12 protein-coding genes are annotated in these 19,544 nt (G+C 64.2%); 6 read left to right on the top strand and 6 right to left on the bottom strand.

The window, feature by feature from the left end; genetic code table 11:
- Positions 1 to 21: 21 nt before the first annotated feature.
- Positions 22 to 1,803 (bottom strand): OprO/OprP family phosphate-selective porin, encoded by a 1,782-nt coding sequence (locus ACNHKD_RS14015; RefSeq protein WP_442754094.1) that lies wholly within the window; start codon positions 1,801 to 1,803, stop codon positions 22 to 24.
- 362 nt (positions 1,804 to 2,165) lie between these two features.
- Here ACNHKD_RS14015 and ACNHKD_RS14010 point away from each other — a divergent pair, with 362 nt between their 5' ends.
- The 3 genes from ACNHKD_RS14010 to ACNHKD_RS14000 all read left to right on the top strand — a co-directional run bounded on the left by ACNHKD_RS14010 (position 2,166) and on the right by ACNHKD_RS14000 (position 6,998).
- The gene (locus ACNHKD_RS14010) at positions 2,166 to 3,746 is read left to right on the top strand and encodes a porin (RefSeq protein WP_442754093.1); all 1,581 of its coding nucleotides are present in this window, start codon (positions 2,166 to 2,168) and stop codon (positions 3,744 to 3,746) included.
- Positions 3,747 to 3,822: 76 nt separating this feature from the next.
- The gene (locus ACNHKD_RS14005; protein ID WP_442754092.1) at positions 3,823 to 4,536 is read left to right on the top strand and encodes a tetratricopeptide repeat protein; all 714 of its coding nucleotides are present in this window, start codon (positions 3,823 to 3,825) and stop codon (positions 4,534 to 4,536) included.
- 689 nt (positions 4,537 to 5,225) lie between these two features.
- Entirely contained in the window at positions 5,226 to 6,998 is a 1,773-nt protein-coding gene (locus tag ACNHKD_RS14000) for an OprO/OprP family phosphate-selective porin (RefSeq protein WP_442754091.1), read from the top strand.
- Positions 6,999 to 7,927: 929 nt separating this feature from the next.
- On the opposite strand, the gene ACNHKD_RS13995 is transcribed toward ACNHKD_RS14000, so the two are convergent.
- The gene (locus tag ACNHKD_RS13995; protein WP_442754090.1) at positions 7,928 to 8,578 is read right to left on the bottom strand and encodes a Fe2+-dependent dioxygenase; all 651 of its coding nucleotides are present in this window, start codon (positions 8,576 to 8,578) and stop codon (positions 7,928 to 7,930) included.
- 499 nt (positions 8,579 to 9,077) lie between these two features.
- Here ACNHKD_RS13995 and ACNHKD_RS13990 point away from each other — a divergent pair, with 499 nt between their 5' ends.
- A complete protein-coding gene (locus ACNHKD_RS13990; RefSeq protein WP_442754089.1) occupies positions 9,078 to 10,424 on the top strand; it encodes a DEAD/DEAH box helicase in 1,347 nt (448 codons plus the stop codon).
- Positions 10,425 to 10,691: 267 nt separating this feature from the next.
- On the opposite strand, the gene ACNHKD_RS13985 is transcribed toward ACNHKD_RS13990, so the two are convergent.
- Together ACNHKD_RS13985 and rsmI are read right to left on the bottom strand one after the other, a co-directional pair.
- Positions 10,692 to 11,069 carry a YraN family protein gene (locus tag ACNHKD_RS13985; protein WP_442754088.1) on the bottom strand — a complete coding sequence of 126 codons (378 nt, stop codon included), beginning with the start codon at positions 11,067 to 11,069 and terminating at the stop codon, positions 10,692 to 10,694.
- Positions 11,070 to 11,147: 78 nt separating this feature from the next.
- Positions 11,148 to 12,062: a 16S rRNA (cytidine(1402)-2'-O)-methyltransferase gene (gene rsmI / locus ACNHKD_RS13980; protein WP_442754087.1), complete on the bottom strand. Its 915-nt coding sequence runs from the start codon at positions 12,060 to 12,062 to the stop codon at positions 11,148 to 11,150.
- A gap of 190 nt (positions 12,063 to 12,252) precedes the next feature.
- Between rsmI and ACNHKD_RS13975 the strand changes: the two genes are divergently transcribed.
- Both ACNHKD_RS13975 and uvrA read left to right on the top strand, forming a co-directional pair.
- A complete protein-coding gene (locus tag ACNHKD_RS13975; protein WP_442754086.1) occupies positions 12,253 to 13,485 on the top strand; it encodes a penicillin-binding protein activator in 1,233 nt (410 codons plus the stop codon).
- 399 nt (positions 13,486 to 13,884) lie between these two features.
- A complete protein-coding gene (uvrA, locus tag ACNHKD_RS13970) occupies positions 13,885 to 16,896 on the top strand; it encodes an excinuclease ABC subunit UvrA (protein WP_442754085.1) in 3,012 nt (1,003 codons plus the stop codon).
- A gap of 117 nt (positions 16,897 to 17,013) precedes the next feature.
- On the opposite strand, the gene ACNHKD_RS13965 is transcribed toward uvrA, so the two are convergent.
- Positions 17,014 to 18,273, bottom strand: coding sequence for an O-antigen ligase family protein (locus ACNHKD_RS13965; RefSeq protein WP_442754084.1), 1,260 nt, complete (start codon positions 18,271 to 18,273; stop codon positions 17,014 to 17,016).
- Complete coding sequence (locus ACNHKD_RS13960; protein WP_442754083.1) at positions 18,270 to 19,436, bottom strand: glycosyltransferase family 4 protein; 1,167 nt, start codon at positions 19,434 to 19,436, stop codon at positions 18,270 to 18,272. The genes ACNHKD_RS13965 and ACNHKD_RS13960 overlap by 4 nt, the downstream gene beginning before the upstream one ends.
- Positions 19,437 to 19,544: the final 108 nt, after the last annotated feature.

Here is a 19,544-nt window from a genome sequence, read left to right as displayed (position 1 = left end):
GCTCGCGATCACGATGAACGCTTACCAGTAGACCTGGGCGCGCGCTTCGAAGAGGTCCGGATGCGCGCCGTTCATGTAGAAGCCCTGGCGCTGCGGCAGGAATGAGCCGACGATGTTATAGTCGTTGAGCGGCGCCGAAACATGCAGGACATGGGTCCAGTTGAACTGGAGATGGATGCCCCTGTCGGGATACCAGTCGAAGCCGGTGGTGACGTTCTCCTGCCGGCCGCCGTAAACGCCGGAGTTGGCGATGATCGCCTGGTTGACGGCGTTGGGCTGAACATAAGTCGCCCAGGTCATCATATTGGCGAGGCCCGTTCCCGAATAAGGCCCGCTGTTCAGATTGATGGCGCTGTAGCGCGAGACAAGGCCGAACGCGCCGAAGCCTCCCGCGCTCACCGGATTCTTGATCTTCGGCTCGATGAAATTCGCGCCCGCCTTGTCCGAGGTCGTATAGGCCGTCGCGCGTTCGTCGCCGGTCAGCCAGTAATGGCCGTAAACATAATAGCCGCTGAAATGCTCGCTCGAGCCGCCCGGCGCAAAGACGCCGGAAGCGCGCGCTTGCAGGATCTTGTTCATGTCGCGACTGTAGTCCGTCGCAATATACTCCGCCTGCATGTCGAAGGGGCCATGCGCGGCGGCGATTTCAACGCCATAGGAAACGACGTCGCGCACGCAATGGCCGGCCACGCTGCTTGTCGGGATACCGCCGTAAAAACCTGCCAGCGCATATGAGCCGCAGGAGAGGTCAGGCGTCCCGAGGAGTCCCTGGCCGAGGACGGTCGCCTCCGAGCGCAGGCGGTTGCCGATACGCAGGACGCGGTCGTCGGAGAGGCCTGTCGCGTCGTTGGGGCTGTGATACCGGCCCGAAGCGCCGATATGGAGCAGATTGTGTTCGTCCTTGATCGGCGCGTAGGTCGCGCGGCCGGTCAATTCGACATATTGCGCGCCTCCGGTGGAGACCCAGCCGGCCGCTTTCGGCACGCCCCATGTCGAGGGCGTGTTCTGGCCCGGATTGAGCGAGGCGTCTTCCGGGCTTGTCGAGAACACGCCGGCCTTTGCGGACCAGTTGTCGCCATAGGCTCCCGCCGCAAGGCCGATATGGCGGCTCGCGCCGATGCCTTCCACCGCCATCGCGCGCTCGATGAAGGAGCGGAATCTCGAAGAAGCCGTGAACTCCATGGTGAACGGCTCGAACTGGTTTCCGACCATGATGAAGATCGGGTCCGTCGACCACGGCAGCGTCATCGCCGGATGCTGGATGCCGAAGAAGAAGTCGCGGATACCGCTGATGACCTGATTGTTGCCGGTGACTTGCGGCGTGCCGGAGAAGTCGTATTGCAGCTTGTAGAACCAGACCTTCGCCGCCTTGCCCTCGACCTCGAGACGGACCTGACGGACGCCGACCTGATTGGAGAAGCCGTTGAGCGGCTGGGTGATGCCGCCCCCGTCGAATTGCATGCGGCCGCCGACCTTGAAGCTGTAGGCCTTATCCTCCGTCTCGACGAAGATGCCGTTCCTGAAGGAAACGAAGACCGGCGGGGCTGGCGGCGGCGCGGCGGGATCAGTCTTGACGTGAGCGGCGTTAGCGACATTGGTCGCTTTGCTGGCTGCGTTGGAGGCCGCCGCGGCTTGCGCCTTCGCCTCGCGGGCTTCCTTGCGAAGCTTGGCGATCTCGGCTTCGAGCGCACGCAACCGCGCCTCGATGGCTCCCGCGTCGGCGGCGGCCTGGGCGCCGGTCGCGGCCAGAAGCGCGCAGAGAGCGGTCGTGGCCAAAATGCGGTTTCGGATGAGAATCGCCATCGCCCCCTCATGCAGTTGAACGTTAGAGCGAAGAAGCGAATCCGCCCTGACACATGAGCGACATAATGTGGGCAAATGTGGCGAAAAGGCGTGAGCGCCGGGCAGTGACGCAGTCCGGAAACAATCAGCGGGCGTCTTTGGAATCCTGTTTCCAAAGCGGGGCGCTTGAAGCAAATGCACAAAAATGAGCTGTGGCGAAAAAGTCACGAACGAGGGCGGCTCGCGAGTCAAAACTGTGTCTATGGCGCCACAGCCGAGACCGGGCGGTTTGTCACAATTTTCCCATGGCCGAGTTTGTCACGTCACTGTCACGTGGCGGCGGCTCTTCTCGCACGCGGAAGTTAACGCTTGGGGACAGACCAATGAAATTTCGTCTCGGATATCGCGCCCTCGCCATTGCGGCGTTCGGCCTGACCACGGCTTTCGCCGCCACGCCGGCGGCGGCGGACACCGCCGCCGAAATCCGCGCGCTCAAGGCGCGCCTGAACAAGCTGGAGGCTGAGGAGGCCGCCGCCAAACGCGCGGCCAAGGCCGCGGCTCAGCAGTCCGCCCACGCCGCTCCGGCGGCCGCGGGCCACATCGCGCCGGACGCGCCGAAGCACTGGTACGAAAAGCTCAGCATCCGCGGCTACACGCAGATGCGCTATAACGACACCATCAGCGCCAATCAGTGGAATGACGTCTACAGCCCGCACGACCGCTCGGTCGGGCCGCGCCGCAATTTTCTGCTGCGGCGCACGCGCCTGATCTTCAGCGGCGACGTATCGAGCCATCTGTATCTCTATATACAGTTCGACCTCGCCTCCGCGCCGTCCGGCACGTTCAGCAACTCCTTCACCGCAGGCGCGAACCCGGCTTTCTCCTTCTACAATCCGCAGATCGGAATCTACGGCAACTCGGCGGGCAATTTCGCCCAGATGCGCGACGCCTATGCGGACATCTCGATCGACGAGAAGAAAGAATTCCGCTTCCGCGTCGGTCAGTCGAAGATCCCCTACGGCTTCGAAAACATGCAGTCCTCGCAGAATCGTCTCGCGCTGGACCGCGCCGACGCGATCAACAGTTGCTGCAAGGACGAGCGCGATCTCGGCGTCTTTTTCTACTATACGCCCGAGCATGTTCGCCATCTGCTCCGCGACCTCGTGAGAAACAACCTCAAGGGCACGGGCGACTACGGCATGTTCGCTCTCGGCGTCTATAACGGCCAGGGCGCGAACCGCATCGAACTGAACAACGGCGTGCACATCGTCAGCCGCTTTACCTATCCCTATGTCTTCGAAAACGGCCAGATCGTCGAAGCGTCGATCCAGGGCTATACCGGCCGCTACGTCCCGACCACCGCCGCAATCACGCCGTCTCTCGGCATGGCCACAGGTTGGGCGGGCTTCCGTCCGATCGGCTATCCCGGCGCTCTCGTGCCCTTTGTCAACGCTCCGGGCTACTTCGACTACCGCAATCTCGTCCTCGGCGCCTACGGAGTCGGCGGCTCCGGCTGGGGCTGGGGTTGCGTCAACGGCTGCCAGGGCGTGAAGGACGACCGCGTCGCCGTCACCGGCGTGATTTATCCGCAGCCCTTCGGGCTGAAGGCGGAATGGAACTGGGGCCGTGGCCCGGCTCTCGATCCGACCCAGACCTATATCCGGTCGTCCAGCCTGAATGGGGGCTACATCGAAGCGACGTATAAATACGACGACGCGATGTTTGGTCTCGGCACTTTTTTCCCCTTCGTGAAGTGGCAATACTTCAACGGCGGCTGGAAGGTTGAAACGAACGCTCCGCAGGCGCGCGTTCACGAGCTGGATGTCGGCGTCGAGTGGCAACCGCTGCCGGAAGTCGAGGTGACGGCGACCTACACCAAGATGAACCGCACCAACACCGGCGCGGCTCCGTACCGCCAGTTCAGCGCCGATCTATTGCGCATGCAGTTGCAGTGGAACTACTGAGCCCGGCTGGCTGCATTTCCTGAAAATGAGCGTCCCCGGATCTCCGGGGGCGTTCGTATCGTTTTACGGAGTTACCATGCGAAAGCGCATCCGCCCTTTCCTGTTCCTGCTCGTCGCCGCTGCGGCAAGTCCGGCGATCGCCGACCCCTATGAGGATGCGGCCGCCGCGACCAAGAAAGGCGACATCGAAGCCGCCCTCACGCTTCTCAAGCCGCTGGCCGAGAAGGGCGAAGCGCGGGCGCAGTCCGAACTCGGCCTCATATATATGGTCGGCAAGGGCGTCCCTCTCGATCGGAAGGAAGGGATCAAGTGGATCAAGCTTTCCGCGGAGAACGGCTTCGCGCCTGCGCAAGCCAATCTCGGCACGATATATCTCGAGGGGCAGTTCGCGCAGCGGGATTACAAGGAAGCGATGAAGTGGAGTCTTCTCGCTGCGGACAAGGGCGTTGCGGAAGCGCAGGCGAATATCGCCAGCATGTATTATGACGGCGCCGGCGTCGCCCAGGATTACAAGGAAGCCGCGAAATGGATGCGTCTCGCCGCAAAGCAGGGAGACGCCGAATCGCAGGTGAATCTCGGAACCATGTATCTTCTGGGCCAGGGTTTGGAGCGCGACCCACTGCGCGCCTACATATGGGCGGCCATCGGGCTTGAGACCCTGTCCATGCCGCCCGATCAGAAGAAGGAATTGCTCGACCTGTCCGCGCAGACCCTCTCTGCGGCTGAAGTCGCCAGGGCCAAGGAGATGGCCAAGAAGTGCGAGGAGCTGAAGCTCAAGGGTTGCGACTGACTTCGCAGCGCCGGCGAGGAGCTGTTTAGCCGCTCACGCGGACCACGAAAAACGTCCCCGGACGCCGTCCGGGGACGTTTTTGCTTTTTCATTGACCGTCCCGATCTCTCGCTCACGGGAGCGCTCGCAAGCGCTCATATCTTGCGAGGGGCTGATCGACGGAGGTTGTTTCAGCCCCGTTCAGCCAAGTCCGCCACCACGCCCCTGCGGCGATAGGCTTTGCGCCCGCATTTTCAAGCCGTTGGACGGGGGCTGATTCCAAGGCCGGCGAACCGCATCCCTGCTCCATAGCTGGCCGCAGAGCCGATCCGAACTTCGCCTCGAACGCGAACGCCCAAGACGCAGGGCGACATTGCCGCCGATATATTTCTGAGATGTTTCTGGATAGTTGCTATTTATGTCCGTATTGTTTTAGTATGTTTCTGAATTCGACCTAAAGGTGTGGTTTAATTTCTCAACAGCAATAAAATTGCGCCACTTGGAAATAATAATTGCAGATCAGAAACAAACCAGAAATACTAGCATAAGCTTCACTTGAGTTCGAGGTGTGTTGCAAAATGGCAACTTGCTTGGCGTTATGGCTTCGAGAATGGCGCGAATACTTGGTTTGTCACGTATCTGTCGCACAACGCTGGCGACTATCCCGCAGCCTTAAATGCAGGCGCTTCCCACTTGGGCTGGAGAGAAAGATGTTGACGAAGAAATGGGCTATCGGCGGCGTTGCGCTCGGCGCGCTACTATCGGCGGGCGGGGCGGCCTTCGCATCCGACTCCGCCGCGATCGACGCGCGTCTTCGTGCGCTGGAGGCGGAGATCGCGAAGCTCCGCAAGGAGGCGCATGAGGCCAAGGCGCAGGCCGCCGCGGCTTCGAGCAGGGCCACGAATGTCGCGAACGCCGCGCATCTCAAGGCGGACCCGCACTTGCCGCCGCCGCCCCCGCCGGTGTTCGTCTCTTTCAAGAACGGCATCTTCGTCGAGACGGAAGACAAGGCATACAGCTTCAAGGTCGGCGGCCGCATCATGGTCGACGGCGGCGGCATCACCCAGCCGCTCAACGGCTTCTCGAGCCAGGTCGCCTTCCGCCAGATCCGCCTCGAAGTCGAGGGCAAGGCCGCGAAGATCTGGTTCTACAAGCTGCAATATGACTTCGCCGGCACCGGCCAGGTCACTGGCAACAACCAGACGCTCGGCGGCATCCGCGATTTCTTCTTCGGCATTCAGCATCCGGCGATGTCCATCCCGTGGGCGAAGGACCCCATGTTCATCATGGTGGGCAGCCAGTTCGAGCCCTTCAGTCTGGAATCGACCTCCTCGTCGAAGTTCCGTCCGCTCATCGAGCGCGCCATGGCCGTTGAGGGCATCGCTCCGAACCGCCATCTCGGCATCTCGCTCGGCGCCTATGGCGACAACTGGACGGGCCGTATCGGCGTGTTCTCCACCTCGATGGAAGACGCCTCGATCAGCCCCGGCCAGAACACGCCAGCGGTTTGGGGCGTGCCGAAGGCCGCGGGCTGGGTTTCGACCGGCGGCGCGCAATATGTCGACGTCGCGGGTCGCCTGACCTATGCGCCGATCAGGGACGAGCATAACCTGCTGCATGTCGGCGTCTCGGGCCGCTATCACAGCCCCAACGACGCGACGGGCCTCTCCGACGACCGCGTCCTGCGCCTCGGCAACCGCCTGCGCTCGGAGGCGACCGTCCTCGGCCAGGGTCTGCTCGGCACGCCGGATCTCTCCTGCGGCTCCTACGCCAACGGCTTCCTGTTCGGCGGCGTCCCGTTCAGCTCCGCGGCCGGCCACTGTACAAAGTACGTGACGAGCTATGGTTTCGAACTCGCCGGCGCGTACGGCCCGTTTGACATGCAGGCGGAATATATCGCGACCGACTATCAGCGCGATATGGGCAAGATCCTGCAGGCGCGCGCCGCTGGCGTCTTTGCGCCAGGCGGATCGAGCGCTCACTTCGGCGGTTACTATTTCTACGGCCAGTACTGGCTGACAGGCGAGGAGCGCGCGCAGGCCTACAGCACCTCTGACAAGGCCGGCGCCAACTTCTTCGAGCCGAAGATCAAAAATCCGCTTAGCGCAGGCGGCTACGGCGCCTTCAGCCTGATCGGCCGCTACAGCTCGGTCAATCTGAACAGCGGCCCTTATTCGGGAAGCGGCCTCGCCAACATGCTGGCCTTCTCGAACCCGACCTATGCGCCGGGCGGCACTTTCGCCTATCAGTCGATCCTGAACGCGGGCATCGCCGGCGGCCGGCAGGAGAACGTGACGACCGGCCTCAACTGGTATCCGGACAAGGGCGTCCACCTCCAGCTCAACTGGACGCACGTCCTCCACGTCTCGGCGCCGCTCAACGACTACAACATCATCGGCTCGCCGATGCCGGGCCGTCAGGGCTTCTACTTCAACGGCGCGCATCCGGATCTCTTCGAGGCCCGCGCGCAGATCTACTGGTAAGTATCAGAGAGACCGGCACAGGACTCGCCACGACGCGAGCCGCCCGCAATGCGCGGGCGGCTCAGACTGATGACAAAGTCGGTTGACGCCCTTCGTGCTTCGAGACGCCTGCCGCGCAGGCTCCTCAGCATGAAGGGCTTTTTCTTCCTGCAGCAAACACTTAGGCCTCATCCTGAGGAGCGAGCAAAGCTCGCGTCTCGAAGGACGAGGCCGCCTTTCGAGGTTTGTCATCCGTCTCAGCCGCCCGCAATGCGCGGGCGGCTCTTTTTATTTGTCTGTTTGTCGCGTCGCCCGACGCACGCTTGGGAGCAGGCGTCGCGTTCGGCGCCGTCGACCGCTTCCGCTCCCTTGAAGCGTTTCCCGATCTCTCGCTCACGGGCGCGCTCGCAAGCTCTCGTATCCTGCGAGGGGCTGATCGACGAGGATTGTTTCAGCCCCGTTCAGCCAAGTCCGCCACCACGCCCCTGCGGCGATAGGCTTTGCGCCCTTTGAGCAAGCCGCTGGACAGGGGCCGGTTCCAGGGCCAGCAGTTCAAGCCTACCACCGAGCAGTCAGAGTGACCGATCCGACGCCGCCAGGCGAATGCCCAAGGCGCGACCGGTATGGTGTAAGGGCGAGGTTTCCCGAGTGCGTCTGAAATTTGAGCGTGTGTTTATAATCGATTTCGGGATCGTATCGTTTGTATTTCCAGGAAAAACACGGTAATCTATTATAGATAAAAACAAATATTACATTTTATTCTCCTTTGTCTCATCGAATAGTATTGATTTTAGCTATTGCGTGACTTTTACTTGAAATTGGAGTGAAGGATCTTCCTTGCCGCGCCGTAGGAAAGCGCGCCCGTCGGTCGACTGCGTTTGGAGCCCCCCGAAATCGCGGGCGGCTCTTCGGTCCTCGCCAAGGCGCGAAATCCTAGTGTCCCGGCGCGCCTATTCGCACCACATGCGCATCAGATTCGCCGAATTTTTCAGAAGCATGTCGACGAGTTCGTCATGTCCGTGGCGCTCGACATAGGAGCGATGCACGATGTTCAATTCGCGCAGCACCGCGCGCTGCTGCTCGTCGCGCACGCGGCTCTGAATCCAGCCGATGCAGGCGAGGCGGCTGCCGCGCGTCACGGGCGTGACCCGATGGATGAGACCGGTGGAGTAAAGGAACAGACTGCCGATCGCCGGTTTGACCTTCAGGAGCCCATGCTCCTGCTCGAGCGCCAATTCGCCGCCGTCGTAATTTACGTGGTCCTCGAGAAACAGCGTGAAGGACAGGTCGCAGCGGCAGTCGTTCATGATCGGCGCGTCGGTGTGGCTGCCATATTCCATGCCAACGTCGTAGCGATTGACGCTCATGGCCGCGATTCGCTTGGGAATGGCGTAGAGCTCCACCTGCTCATGCGTCATCATCCGCAATGCGATGTCGTCGAGGATCTTCCGCCCCCGCTCGCGGTCCATCTGAAGATTGTTTTTGACTTTCGCCGCGCGTCCCGTTGCGGTCGCGCCTCCCGAGTTGAAGGGCGTCTCCAGGATGTTCTTGCGCAGCCGCGCAGCCGTCTCGCGATCCAGGAAATTGTCGATAAGCAGCAACGCGACATCCTTTCCATTGCCAGAAAAGCCCGGCGACGGAAGGCGAGCAGCCCGCTGATCGCAGGGGAGGCCCTTATATCAGAAGTTTTCGTGAAGGCGCTGAGACAGATCGCGCCCGGCGCTGACTGGCGGAGCCGCGCCGGGCGCTAATTTCGACCGCGGATGGAGACCGGTCGAATGTCAAAATTATAGGCGGCGCCGCGTCGGCCTTTATTTCTGGATCATTGCTGTATGGTCTGCATTCGGTTTCTGGCCGAACCGCCGCATTGACCTGGGCGGCGGCTTCCTCTACGAAGGTTCCGCTGCGCCGCAGCAGGGGCGCTCCAGCCGCGTAGATCGGACCTTTCCCTTTCCGGGCCTCTCCGACCAGCTGTCGAGCCTCCTCCACGCCCCAATCGACGGCCCGCTACGCAGGGCAAGTCTCCCATTTCAACCGGATCGAGCGAACCGCTCGCCCCAAGGGCGCGGCGGCGAGCGATTCACTTATGAAAGACGCTAAGTGACCAAATTTGCCGATCTCGGCCTGTCCGAGATTCTTCTTCGCGCCCTCGCTCGCGAAGGCTATGAAACGCCCACTTCCATCCAGTCCCAGGCCATTCCCCACCTGTTGCAGGGTCGCGACCTTCTCGGCATCGCCCAGACTGGCACCGGGAAGACGGCGGCGTTTGCGCTGCCGATTCTCGAACGCCTGGCCGTCGAGCGCCGCCGCCCGACGCCCTTCGCCGCGCGGGCTCTGGTGCTCGCCCCGACGCGCGAGCTCGCGGCGCAGATCGCGGACAGCTTTCGCGCCTATGGCCAGTTCATGCGGCCGAGCGTCGGCGTGATCGTCGGCGGCGTATCGCACCGCCCGCAGATCGACATGCTGGCGCGCGGGCTCGACGTGCTCGTCGCGACGCCGGGGCGCCTGCTCGACCATATCGCCTCGGGCCGCTTCAAGCCCGCCTTCACCGAAGTGCTCGTCCTGGACGAAGCCGACCACATGCTCGATCTTGGATTCATCGTCCCGATCCGCCAGATCGTCGCCAAGCTGCCGAAGAACCGTCAGACGCTGCTCTTCTCGGCGACCATGCCGAAGGAGATCTCCGGCCTTGCGCAGGACATGCTCAGGGATCCGGCGCAGGTGTCCGTCACGCCGGTGGCGACGACGGCCGAGCGCGTGGACCAGCATGTGTTCCTCGTCGACGGCGGCGCCAAGCGCGACATTCTCATCGAGCTGATGAAGGACGCCGAGATTTCCCGCGCCATCGTCTTCACGCGCACCAAGCGCGGGGCCGATCGCGTGGCGCAGCATCTCGACGCGGCGGGCGTCGGCGCCGAGGCCATCCACGGCAACAAGAGTCAGAGCCAGCGCATCCGCGCGCTCGACGCCTTCCGCAAGGGACGCACGCGCGTGCTCGTCGCGACCGACATAGCCGCGCGCGGCATTGACGTCGACGGCGTGACGCATGTCGTCAATTTCGAGTTGCCGGAGGCGCCGGAGGCCTATGTCCATCGCATCGGCCGCACGGCGCGCGGCGGCGCCTCGGGCCGGGCGATTTCGCTGTGCGACAATGGCGAACGGCCATTGTTGCGCCAGATCGAGAAGCTGACGCGCCAATCGATTCCCTCGACCGACCGCCGCAGCGCCGATCAGCGCCATGACGACTCCGAGCCGGCCCGTCGCGTCCGGCGCGGCAATGGCGGCGGCCCCGGCCGCCACGCGCCGAAGAATCCGAGACGCGAGGGCCAGCATCGCGACGGTCAGCGTCCGCAGGGCCAGCGACAAAATGCGCAGCGTCCCGGCGCAAACGGCCGACGCCGCGCGCAGGGCGGCAACCGCCCGCGCTCGGGCGGCCCGCAGGGCTGATAAGCTTCCAGGGCGGCCTCGCCTTCGAGACGCGAGCTTCGCTCGTTCCTCAGGATGAGGCCCAAGTGTTGGGCGCTGAAGGAAAAAGCCCCTCATGCCGAGGAGCTTGCGCAGCAAGCGTCTCGAAGCACGAGGGGCGTCCGGTCGGCGCGACGACGCGCATATTCGGTAGCGCGCGCATGATGGCGAGATCTTTTGTCGCGAAATGCGGCATGCCGAGCTGGCCGTAAGAGGGGCTGACGCGGGGGCTCGTCGCGCCTGTAGCTCTCATCCCACCCCCAGCTCGAACGCGTTCTCCAGATGCCGAGGCAGCTTTCCCGGCGCGACGAAGATCGCGTCGGCGCGCAGCGTGCAGCCCATCGCCCAGGGATGCGTCGCGACCCAGCGATTGGCCGCGCGCGAGACGCGCCGCTGCTTTTGCGGGGTGATGGCGATGGCGGCGTCATCGAGATCGCCCCGCGCCTTCACTTCCACGAAGGCGATCGTGCGGCCTCTCTTGGCGATGATGTCGATCTCGCCGTCCTTGATGCGAAAGTTTCTGTCAAGGATCGTATAGAGCCGCGCGCGCAGCCAGAGAGACGCGATGGTCTCGGCCTGCAGGCCATAGGCGCGCGCGGCGCGGCGGGCGTTTTCCTGTTCGCTCATGTGGAGAGCTTAGCCGTCGTTGCGAGCGAAGCGAAGGGGCGCCGTGGGCCCGGATCGCTTCGCTGCGCGCGATGACGGTCACTTCCCCCGTTCCGCCGCCAGTTGCAGGGCCCGCGCATAGACCTGCCGGCGGGGCTGGCCCGTCGCCGCCGACACCACGCTCGCGGCGTCCTTCACGGAATAGGAGCCGAGCGCTTCCGCGAGCCGCGCGTCGAGATCCGCCTCCGCAACCTCGGCCGCTCCGGCTTCCGGCGGAGCGACGAGCAGCACGATTTCGCCGCGCGGCGGCTCCTCGACCGCCAGCGCGTCGGAGAGTTCGGCGAGCGTCCCGCGCCGCACCGACTCGTACATCTTTGTCAGTTCCCGGGCGACGGCGGCGGCGCGCGGGCCGAGCACGGCGGCGCAATCCGCAAGCGTCTCGGCGAGCCGCCTCGGGCTCTCGAAAAACACCAGCGTGCCCGGCACCTGCGCCAGCTCCGCGAGCCGCGCGCGGCGGGGGCCGCTCTTGTGCGGCAAAAAGCCCTCGAAGAAGAAGCGGTCGGTCGGCAGACCCGCGACGACGAGCGCGGCCAGCACGGCGGACGGGCCGGGAACGGCGGTGACATGCAGGCCCTTTTCCAGCGCCTCCTGCACGAGCTTGAAGCCGGGATCGGAGACGAGCGGCGTGCCGGCGTCTGAGACCAACGCCAGCGCCGCGCCGTTTGCGAGCCGCGCCAGAAGATGCGGGCGAATCACCTTGGCGTTGTGTTCATGATAGGCGACGAGCGGCGTCGAAATGCCGTAATGCGCCAGCAGGTTCTTCGTGACGCGCGTATCCTCCGCGACCACCGCGTCGGCGGCCGCGAGGGTCGAGAGGGCGCGGAAGGAAATGTCCTTCAGATTGCCGATGGGCGTCGCGACAACGTGAAGGCCAGCCTCGATTTTCTCCGCCTCGGCGCGCAGGCCGAAAGCCGTGTAGCCCGCAGCGGGGGAGGGGGCGTCGTCGCTGGCCATGGGCTCGATCTCCAAAAGTCGTTCTTTATGTCGTCCGATCGTTCGGAATATGGAACGATAAGGCCGGTCTCGGCAAGGCCTCATTTCATGCGCATTCTGTCATCTATTGACTTTCGGGCGGGGAGGCGGACCCTATGCGCCGGAAACTGGGCGCGCGGAGGCTAGATCCGGCGCAGGGGGTTCTATGAGGATGGATTTTTCGACGGGCTTTCGTGGTCCCTTCCGACGCGGCGGCGCGCTCAGGCTGTTCGCAGGCGTGGCGGCGCTTGCTCTCGCCGCCTGCAATCCGGGCGCGGGTCCGGGCATTCCGGGCGCCAGGGACCTTCGAATGGGCGCGCCCGCGACGCCGGGCGGGCAGGTCGCCGTGGCCGACGCTGGCGAGAACATCGGCGAGGGCGCCGTGAAGGTCGCGCTCATCGTGCCGCTCACCGGACCGAACGGGCCGTCGGCAGTCGGCGCCTCGCTGCGCAACGCCGCGAAGCTCGCTTACGCCGACAGCGGCTCCAGCGACGTCACCATTCTCGTCAGGGACGACAAATCGTCGCCGGCTGGCGCCGCCGCCGCCACGCAGGCGGCGATCAATGAGGGCGCGGAGATCGTCCTTGGACCGGTCTTCGCAACCGACGTGAAGGAGGCGGGCCGCGTCGCGCGTTCCGCCGGCAAGCCCGTCATCGCCTTCTCGACCGACACGTCGGCGGCGGGCCACGGGCAGTATCTCCTGTCCTTCCTTGTCGAGGGCCATGTGGACCGCGGCCTGAATTTCGCTGCGCAGAAAGGCAAGAAATCCGTCGCGGTTCTCGCGCCCGAGAATGATTACGGCACGCTGGCGCTGGGGCAGTTTCAGCAGAGCGCGGCCAATTACGGCCTGCGCGTGCCGCTGATCGAGCGTTACAAGCCCGGGGCGCCCACGGAGTCGATCCAGCGCCTCGCCGCCGCGCGCGACCAATTCGACGCGATCTTCATTCCCGAGCAGGCCGACGCCATGCCGGCGGTCTCGAAGGAGCTTGTCGCGGCGGGCCTCGATTCCAAGAAGGTGCAGATCATCGGCACGGGCCTATGGAACGACGCACGCACGCTCAACCTGCCGGCGCTGCAGGGCGCCTGGTTCTCGGCGCCGGAAAACGCCGGCTTCAACGCCTTCGCGACGCGCTACAAGGCCAAGTTCGGCTCGGATCCGGCGCGCATCGCGACGCTCGCCTATGACGCCGTGTCGCTCGCAATCGCGCTGTCGCGCTCGCAGGGCTCGCAGCGTTATTCGGAAAGCGTGCTGACCAATCCCTCGGGTTTCAACGGCGCCGACGGCGTTTTCCGCTTCAAGCCGGATGGCACCAATGAGCGCGGCCTCTCGATTCTCGAGATTGGCGGCGGGGCGGCGAAGATCATCTCGCCAGCGCCGCGGACCTTTACGGGCAACGGGGCGTGACGCCCTCACCCGACCCCTGCTGACGCAGGGGCCGCCTGCTCCCGCTCTGTGGGTAAGGAGTGCGGATGGCGGATTGTGGTTCATAAATGTGGGTTCTCCCTTCTTTCGCGCGCGGAAGAAGCAGCTGTCGGGTGGCTTTGATCCATGGCTGTCCGCGCTGGAGGACGGCGTCGGCGAAGGTGACGGGCTTTCTGGCGCGGGCGATGGCGGCGGCGTTTTGGTGTTTGCCTTTCGCCTGATGCGCGACGACCGCCGCGGCGGGGGCGCGCGTCGCGGGGCGCAAGGCGCTGGGACAGAGGAGCGTTCTCGCACGCCCGAGATTTGCGCAGCGCAGCAAGTGGCGTTTGGGGCCGGCAGCGCCTAGATTAGCCTTTCCCGTTCCCGACCAGCCCTCAGCACATGGCGAGCAACAGCAAGAAATCCGCGCAAGCGTTAGAAAAGGCTTTCGACGCCAAGCGAGCCTCCGACGAGAAGACCATCTCGATCCGCGGCGCCCGCGAGCACAATCTCAAGAATGTCGACCTCGCCATTCCGCGCGACAAATTTGTTGTGTTCACGGGGCTCTCCGGCTCGGGCAAGTCGTCGCTCGCCTTCGACACGATCTATGCCGAAGGCCAGCGGCGCTATGTCGAATCGCTCTCGGCTTACGCCCGCCAGTTTCTGGAGATGATGCAGAAGCCGGACGTCGATCAGATCGACGGGCTTTCGCCGGCCATCTCCATCGAGCAGAAGACAACCTCCAAGAACCCGCGCTCCACCGTCGGCACGGTGACGGAAATCCACGACTATATGCGCCTGCTCTGGGCGCGCGTGGGCACGCCGTACTCGCCGGCGACCGGCCTGCCGATCGAGAGCCAGACGGTCTCGCAAATGGTCGACCGCGTGCTTGCTCTGGCGGAGGGATCGCGTCTCTATCTGCTCGCGCCGGTCGTGCGCGGCCGCAAGGGCGAATATAAAAAGGAGATCGCCGAATTCACGCGGCGCGGCTTCCAGCGCGTGAAGATCGATGGCGCCTATTACGAGATCGTAGACGCGCCCGCGCTCGACAAGAAATTGAAGCATGACATCGACGTGGTCGTGGACCGCATCGTCGTGCGCAAGGACATTTCCGCGCGCCTCGCCGACAGTCTGGAGACGGCGCTGGATCTATCGGGCGGGCTGGCGGTGATCGAATTCGCCGACGCCAAGGCGGGGGCGGAATTGGCGCTCGCGCAGGCCTCCGCCAACGTCTCCACCCATTACGCGCCGGGCCATATCGTCTTCTCCTCGAAATTCGCGTGCCCCGTTTCCGGCTTCACCATCTCCGAAATCGAGCCGCGCCTCTTCTCCTTCAACAATCCCTTCGGCGCCTGTCCGACCTGTGGCGGCATTGGCTGCGAGCAGAAGGTCGACGCCGATCTCGTCGTGCCCAATCCGAAGACGACCTTGCGCAAGGGCGCGGTGGCGCCCTGGGCGAAGTCGTCCTCGCCCTATTACATGCAGACGCTTGAAGCGCTGGGGCGGCATTACAAGTTCAAGCTCGACACGCCTTGGGAGGACCTTCCCGAGAAGGCGCGTAACGTCATTCTGTTCGGCTCGGGCAAAGAGGAGATCAAATTCTCCTATGAAGACGGCTTCCGCGCCTATGATGTGAAGAAGCCCTTCGAGGGCGTCGTGATCAATCTCGAACGCCGTTATCTGGAAACAGACAGCGAATGGGCGCGCGAGGAGATCGGCCGATATATGTCGGCGACGCCCTGCCTCGCCTGCGAAGGCTTCCGCCTGAAGCCGGAAGCGCTGGCCGTCAAAATAGCGGGCAAGCACATCGGCGAAGTTTCCGAACTCTCCGTGCGCGCGGCGCTGGAATGGTTCTCGAACCTTCCGGGCGAACTCGACAGGAAGAAGAACGAGATCGCCTACCGCATCCTGAAGGAGATTCGCGAGCGCCTCACCTTCCTTGTCGATGTGGGACTCGATTATCTGACGCTCTCGCGCAATTCAGGGACGCTCTCGGGCGGCGAGAGTCAGCGCATTCGGCTTGCTTCCCAGATCGGATCGGGGCTGACGGGCGTGCTGTATGTGCTGGACGAGCCGTCCATCGGCCTGCATCAGCGCGACAACGACCGTCTGCTCGACACGCTGCGCCGCCTGCGCAATCTCGGCAACAGCGTCATCGTCGTCGAGCATGACGAGGATGCGATCCTCGCCGCCGATTATGTCGTGGATGTCGGGCCAGGCGCCGGCATTCATGGCGGCAAGATCGTCGCGCAGGGAACGCCGCAGGAGATCATGGACAATCCGGCGTCGCTCACCGGGCAATATCTCACCGGCGAAAAGCAGGTGCGTCTCAATCACAAGCTGCGCAAGCCCACGCCGGGCCGCTGGCTCAAGCTCTTCGGCGCGCGCGGCAACAATCTCAAGAGCGTCAACGCGCAAATTCCGCTGGGTCTCTTCACGGCGGTGACTGGCGTTTCCGGCGGCGGCAAGTCGACGCTTGTCATCGAGACGCTCTACAAGGCGCTCGCGCGGCGGCTCAACAACGCGCATGAGGTTCCTGCGCCGCACGACCGGCTCGAAGGGCTGGAGCAGATCGACAAGATCATCGACATCGACCAGTCGCCGATCGGCCGCACCCCGCGTTCGAACCCGGCGACCTATACCGGCGCCTTCACGCCGATCCGTGAATGGTTCGCGGGCCTCCCGGAGGCGAAGGCGCGCGGCTATGCGCCGGGGCGCTTCTCCTTCAATGTGAAGGGCGGGCGCTGCGAGGCCTGCCAGGGCGACGGCGTCATCAAGATCGAGATGCACTTCCTGCCCGACGTCTACGTCACCTGCGACGTCTGCAAGGGCAAGCGCTACGACCGCGAAACGCTCGAAGTGAAATATCGCGAGAAGTCCATCGCCGACGTTCTCGACATGACGGTGGAGGAGGCGGCGACTCTGTTCAAGGCCGTGCCCGCCATTCGCGACAAGATGGAGACGCTGAAACGCGTCGGCCTCGATTACATTCATGTCGGCCAGCAGGCGACGACGCTCTCGGGCGGCGAGGCGCAGCGCGTGAAGCTCGCCAAGGAGCTGTCGCGCCGCTCGACGGGGCGGACGCTTTATATTCTCGACGAGCCGACAACCGGCCTGCATTTCCACGACGTCGCCAAGCTTCTCGAAGTGCTGCACGAGCTGGTGGAGCAGGGGAACACGGTCGTCGTGATCGAGCACAATCTCGAAGTCATCAAGACCGCTGACTGGATCATCGACATGGGGCCGGAGGGCGGCGACGGCGGCGGGGAGATCGTCGCCGCGGGACCGCCTGCTGAGGTCATCAAAGAGAAGCGCAGCCATACGGGCCATTATCTTGCGGAGGCGATGGCGCGGCGGCCGCTAATGGCTGAGAAGCCTCTCCTCGAGCGAAAGAAGGCTGCCCGAGCAAGATAGCGGTCGGCAAGGCTTTCAGCCTCTCCTCGCTTGCGCGGCTAAGGGAGTCGCATATCTCCAGGATTCCGTCATGGCCGGGCTCGTCCAGGTCCGTCCCGGCCATGACGGCGTTGGCGCTCACGGGGAGAGGGGGCCGCGCACCGGCCGCCCCTGATCGACCCATCTCTGCCGCAGCGCTTCGAGGCCCCACACGGCCCCGAGCATGAAGAAGACGAAGCGCCAGTGATCAATGTCGATCTGGAAGCCTTGCAGGAAAAGGCCGATGGTCGCCGGGACGACCGCCTGTGACAGGCGCTGCGCCGGCGACGGCGTGAACATGAGCCGTAATCCGACGAAGACCGTCACGCCGACAAGCAGGAAGAACAGAAAGCCGCCGATCCATCCATTGTTGGCGAAGGCGCCGACATAGGAATTGTGCGGCTCCAGATCGAAAACGAGGCGGAAACGCAGCGGTCCGAAGCCCATGAAGCGGTCGAGCAGCATGGGAATGGAGCGCAACTGATTGCCGAAGCGTCCCGTCGAGCCTTCGTCGTAATCCTGAGTCGCGGCCGTGCGCTGGTTGAAGAATTCGCGCGTCTCGGGCATCGACAGCAGCACGGCGATGACCACGGCGATCATCGCGACGGCGCCCGCCGCGGCGAGGACGATGCGCCGCTTCATCTTGCGGTTTTCCGACGTCGCATAAACCGAGACCACCATCAGCGAGAATGCGACGAACGTCGCGCCATAGGAGCCGCGCGAGAAGGATAGGAACATGCCGAGAAAGATGACGAGCAGCGCCGCGCCTGTGAGCAGGATGCTCTTCGCCCGCCCGAGCATGAGACTGTGCGCCAGATAGACGATCGGCAGCACGAGAAAGGAGCCGAGCACGTTCGGGTCCTTGAAGGTGCCCGATGCGCGGCCTGCGTGCAGGAAGACGCCCTCGCCCAGCCCCGCGACGTTGAGATAGCCAAGAATGCCGGCGATAGCCGCGACAAGCGAACCCGCGACATAGGCGTTCAGGCACAGCTCGACGCGGTGGGTCGTGCGGTTGCCCATGAACAGCGCATAGAACAGCGCCGTCAGCACCAGATAGGCCGACTGATACTGGTAGAGCGAGGAGTCCGGGCTGTCCCAAAAGGGGATGAGCGCCAGGAAGCCCATGATGTTGAAGGCGAGGATCAGAAAACCGAAGACGAGAAAGCTGCGGTTGATCGAGAAGCCGCCGAGAAACCACAGCGGCATGGCGATAAGCGACGCGAAGTCGTAGGGCGACGGCTCGATGACCGCAATGGCGCCGCAGGCGACGAAGATGAAGACGGCCGCGTCGACAAGTCGCTGGTAGCTGAAGACGAGGCCGCAATTCTCGCCCGGCGATGGCTGAGCGAGCTCGCTCATCGGCCGGCGCCTCGCGCGGCGATGGCGTCGCGGTAGCCTTGCAGGACTTGCTCGGCCATCTTCGAGACCGAGAAGCGGGACGCGGCATAATCGGCGAGCGCCCGCGCCTTGCGGTCGCGCGCCTCCGGGGCCTCGGAGAGAATGCGCTCGAGCGCGTCCGCGAGGAGGCCGGGATCGTTTGGCGCGATCAGCCGATCGGCGGAAGGACCGAAAATTTCGGCCATGCCGCCGACATTGGCCGCGACAAGCGGGATCTGCGCCCCCACGGCTTCGAGTACGACATAGGGCAGGGACTCGAAGCGGCTCGGGACGACCATCGCCTTGCCGAGCGCGAAGGCTTCGCGCGCCGGCCGAGGCTGCTTGAAGGATATCTGCTTTGCGACGCCAGCCTGTTCGGCGCGCGCCGCGAGCATGCCGCGATCCGGCCCGTCGCCGACAAGCGCGACGCTGGGAACGATGCCCCGGCGCTTGAGCAGCGCCACGGCGTCAATCAGCGTATCGATGCCTTTTGCGTCGCGAAATTCGCCGACAAAGAGAAGGTCGGCGGCGTCGGGACGCGGCTCGACAGGCGCGAATTCGCTTTCCGAAATGCCATTGGGGATGACGCGCGCAAGGCCCTTGGGCTTGCCCACATAGGCCTCGAAACGGCCGGCGATGAAGGCGCTCTCGAACAGCAGCGCGTCGGTGCGCGCGGCGAGCAACGACTCCATCGTCATGAAGACGCGGTGGCTGAGCGAGCCGGGCTCGTAATTCAGGCTGCCGCCATGCGGCGTATAAATCCGGACCGGCCTGCCTTCTCCGGAGAACAGGCCCGTCGCCCGCGCATAGGCGCCGCCCTTCGAGCCGTGGCCATGAACGACGTCCGGTTTGAGCGCCGCGACGCGCCTGTTCACGGCGATCGTCGCCGCGAGATCGGTGGGGTGTGGAAGGCGACGGATCGGAAGGCGCGTGAGGCCGAGCGCGAGATCGGGCAGCAGGCCGGCGAGCTGCTTGTCGGCCGTCGCGCCGCCGGTGAGAGAGTCGGCTATGATCCCAACCTTGTGGCCGCGGGCGATCTGCTCGCGCGTGAGGTCGGCGACATGACGGAAGAGGCCGCCGACGGGCGCGCGAAGCACATGTAGAATGCGCAGCGGCGCGTCGCGAGATTCAGCGGATTGCAGCACGGGGTTTCCCTTTTTTCCTCTGCCGAATCAGGCGCCGCGGAGCAGAGTCGAGCCGTTCTCCCTCACGCTGAAGTAAATGAGATTTGGGTTAAAAATGAATGAGCGGCG

The sequence above is a fragment of the Methylocystis sp. JAN1 genome (genome assembly GCF_052186135.1).
Classification (GTDB): Bacteria; Pseudomonadota; Alphaproteobacteria; order Rhizobiales; family Beijerinckiaceae; genus Methylocystis.
The sequence above is the reverse complement of the archived record's forward strand: the minus strand, read 5'-3'. Positions and strand labels throughout refer to the sequence as shown.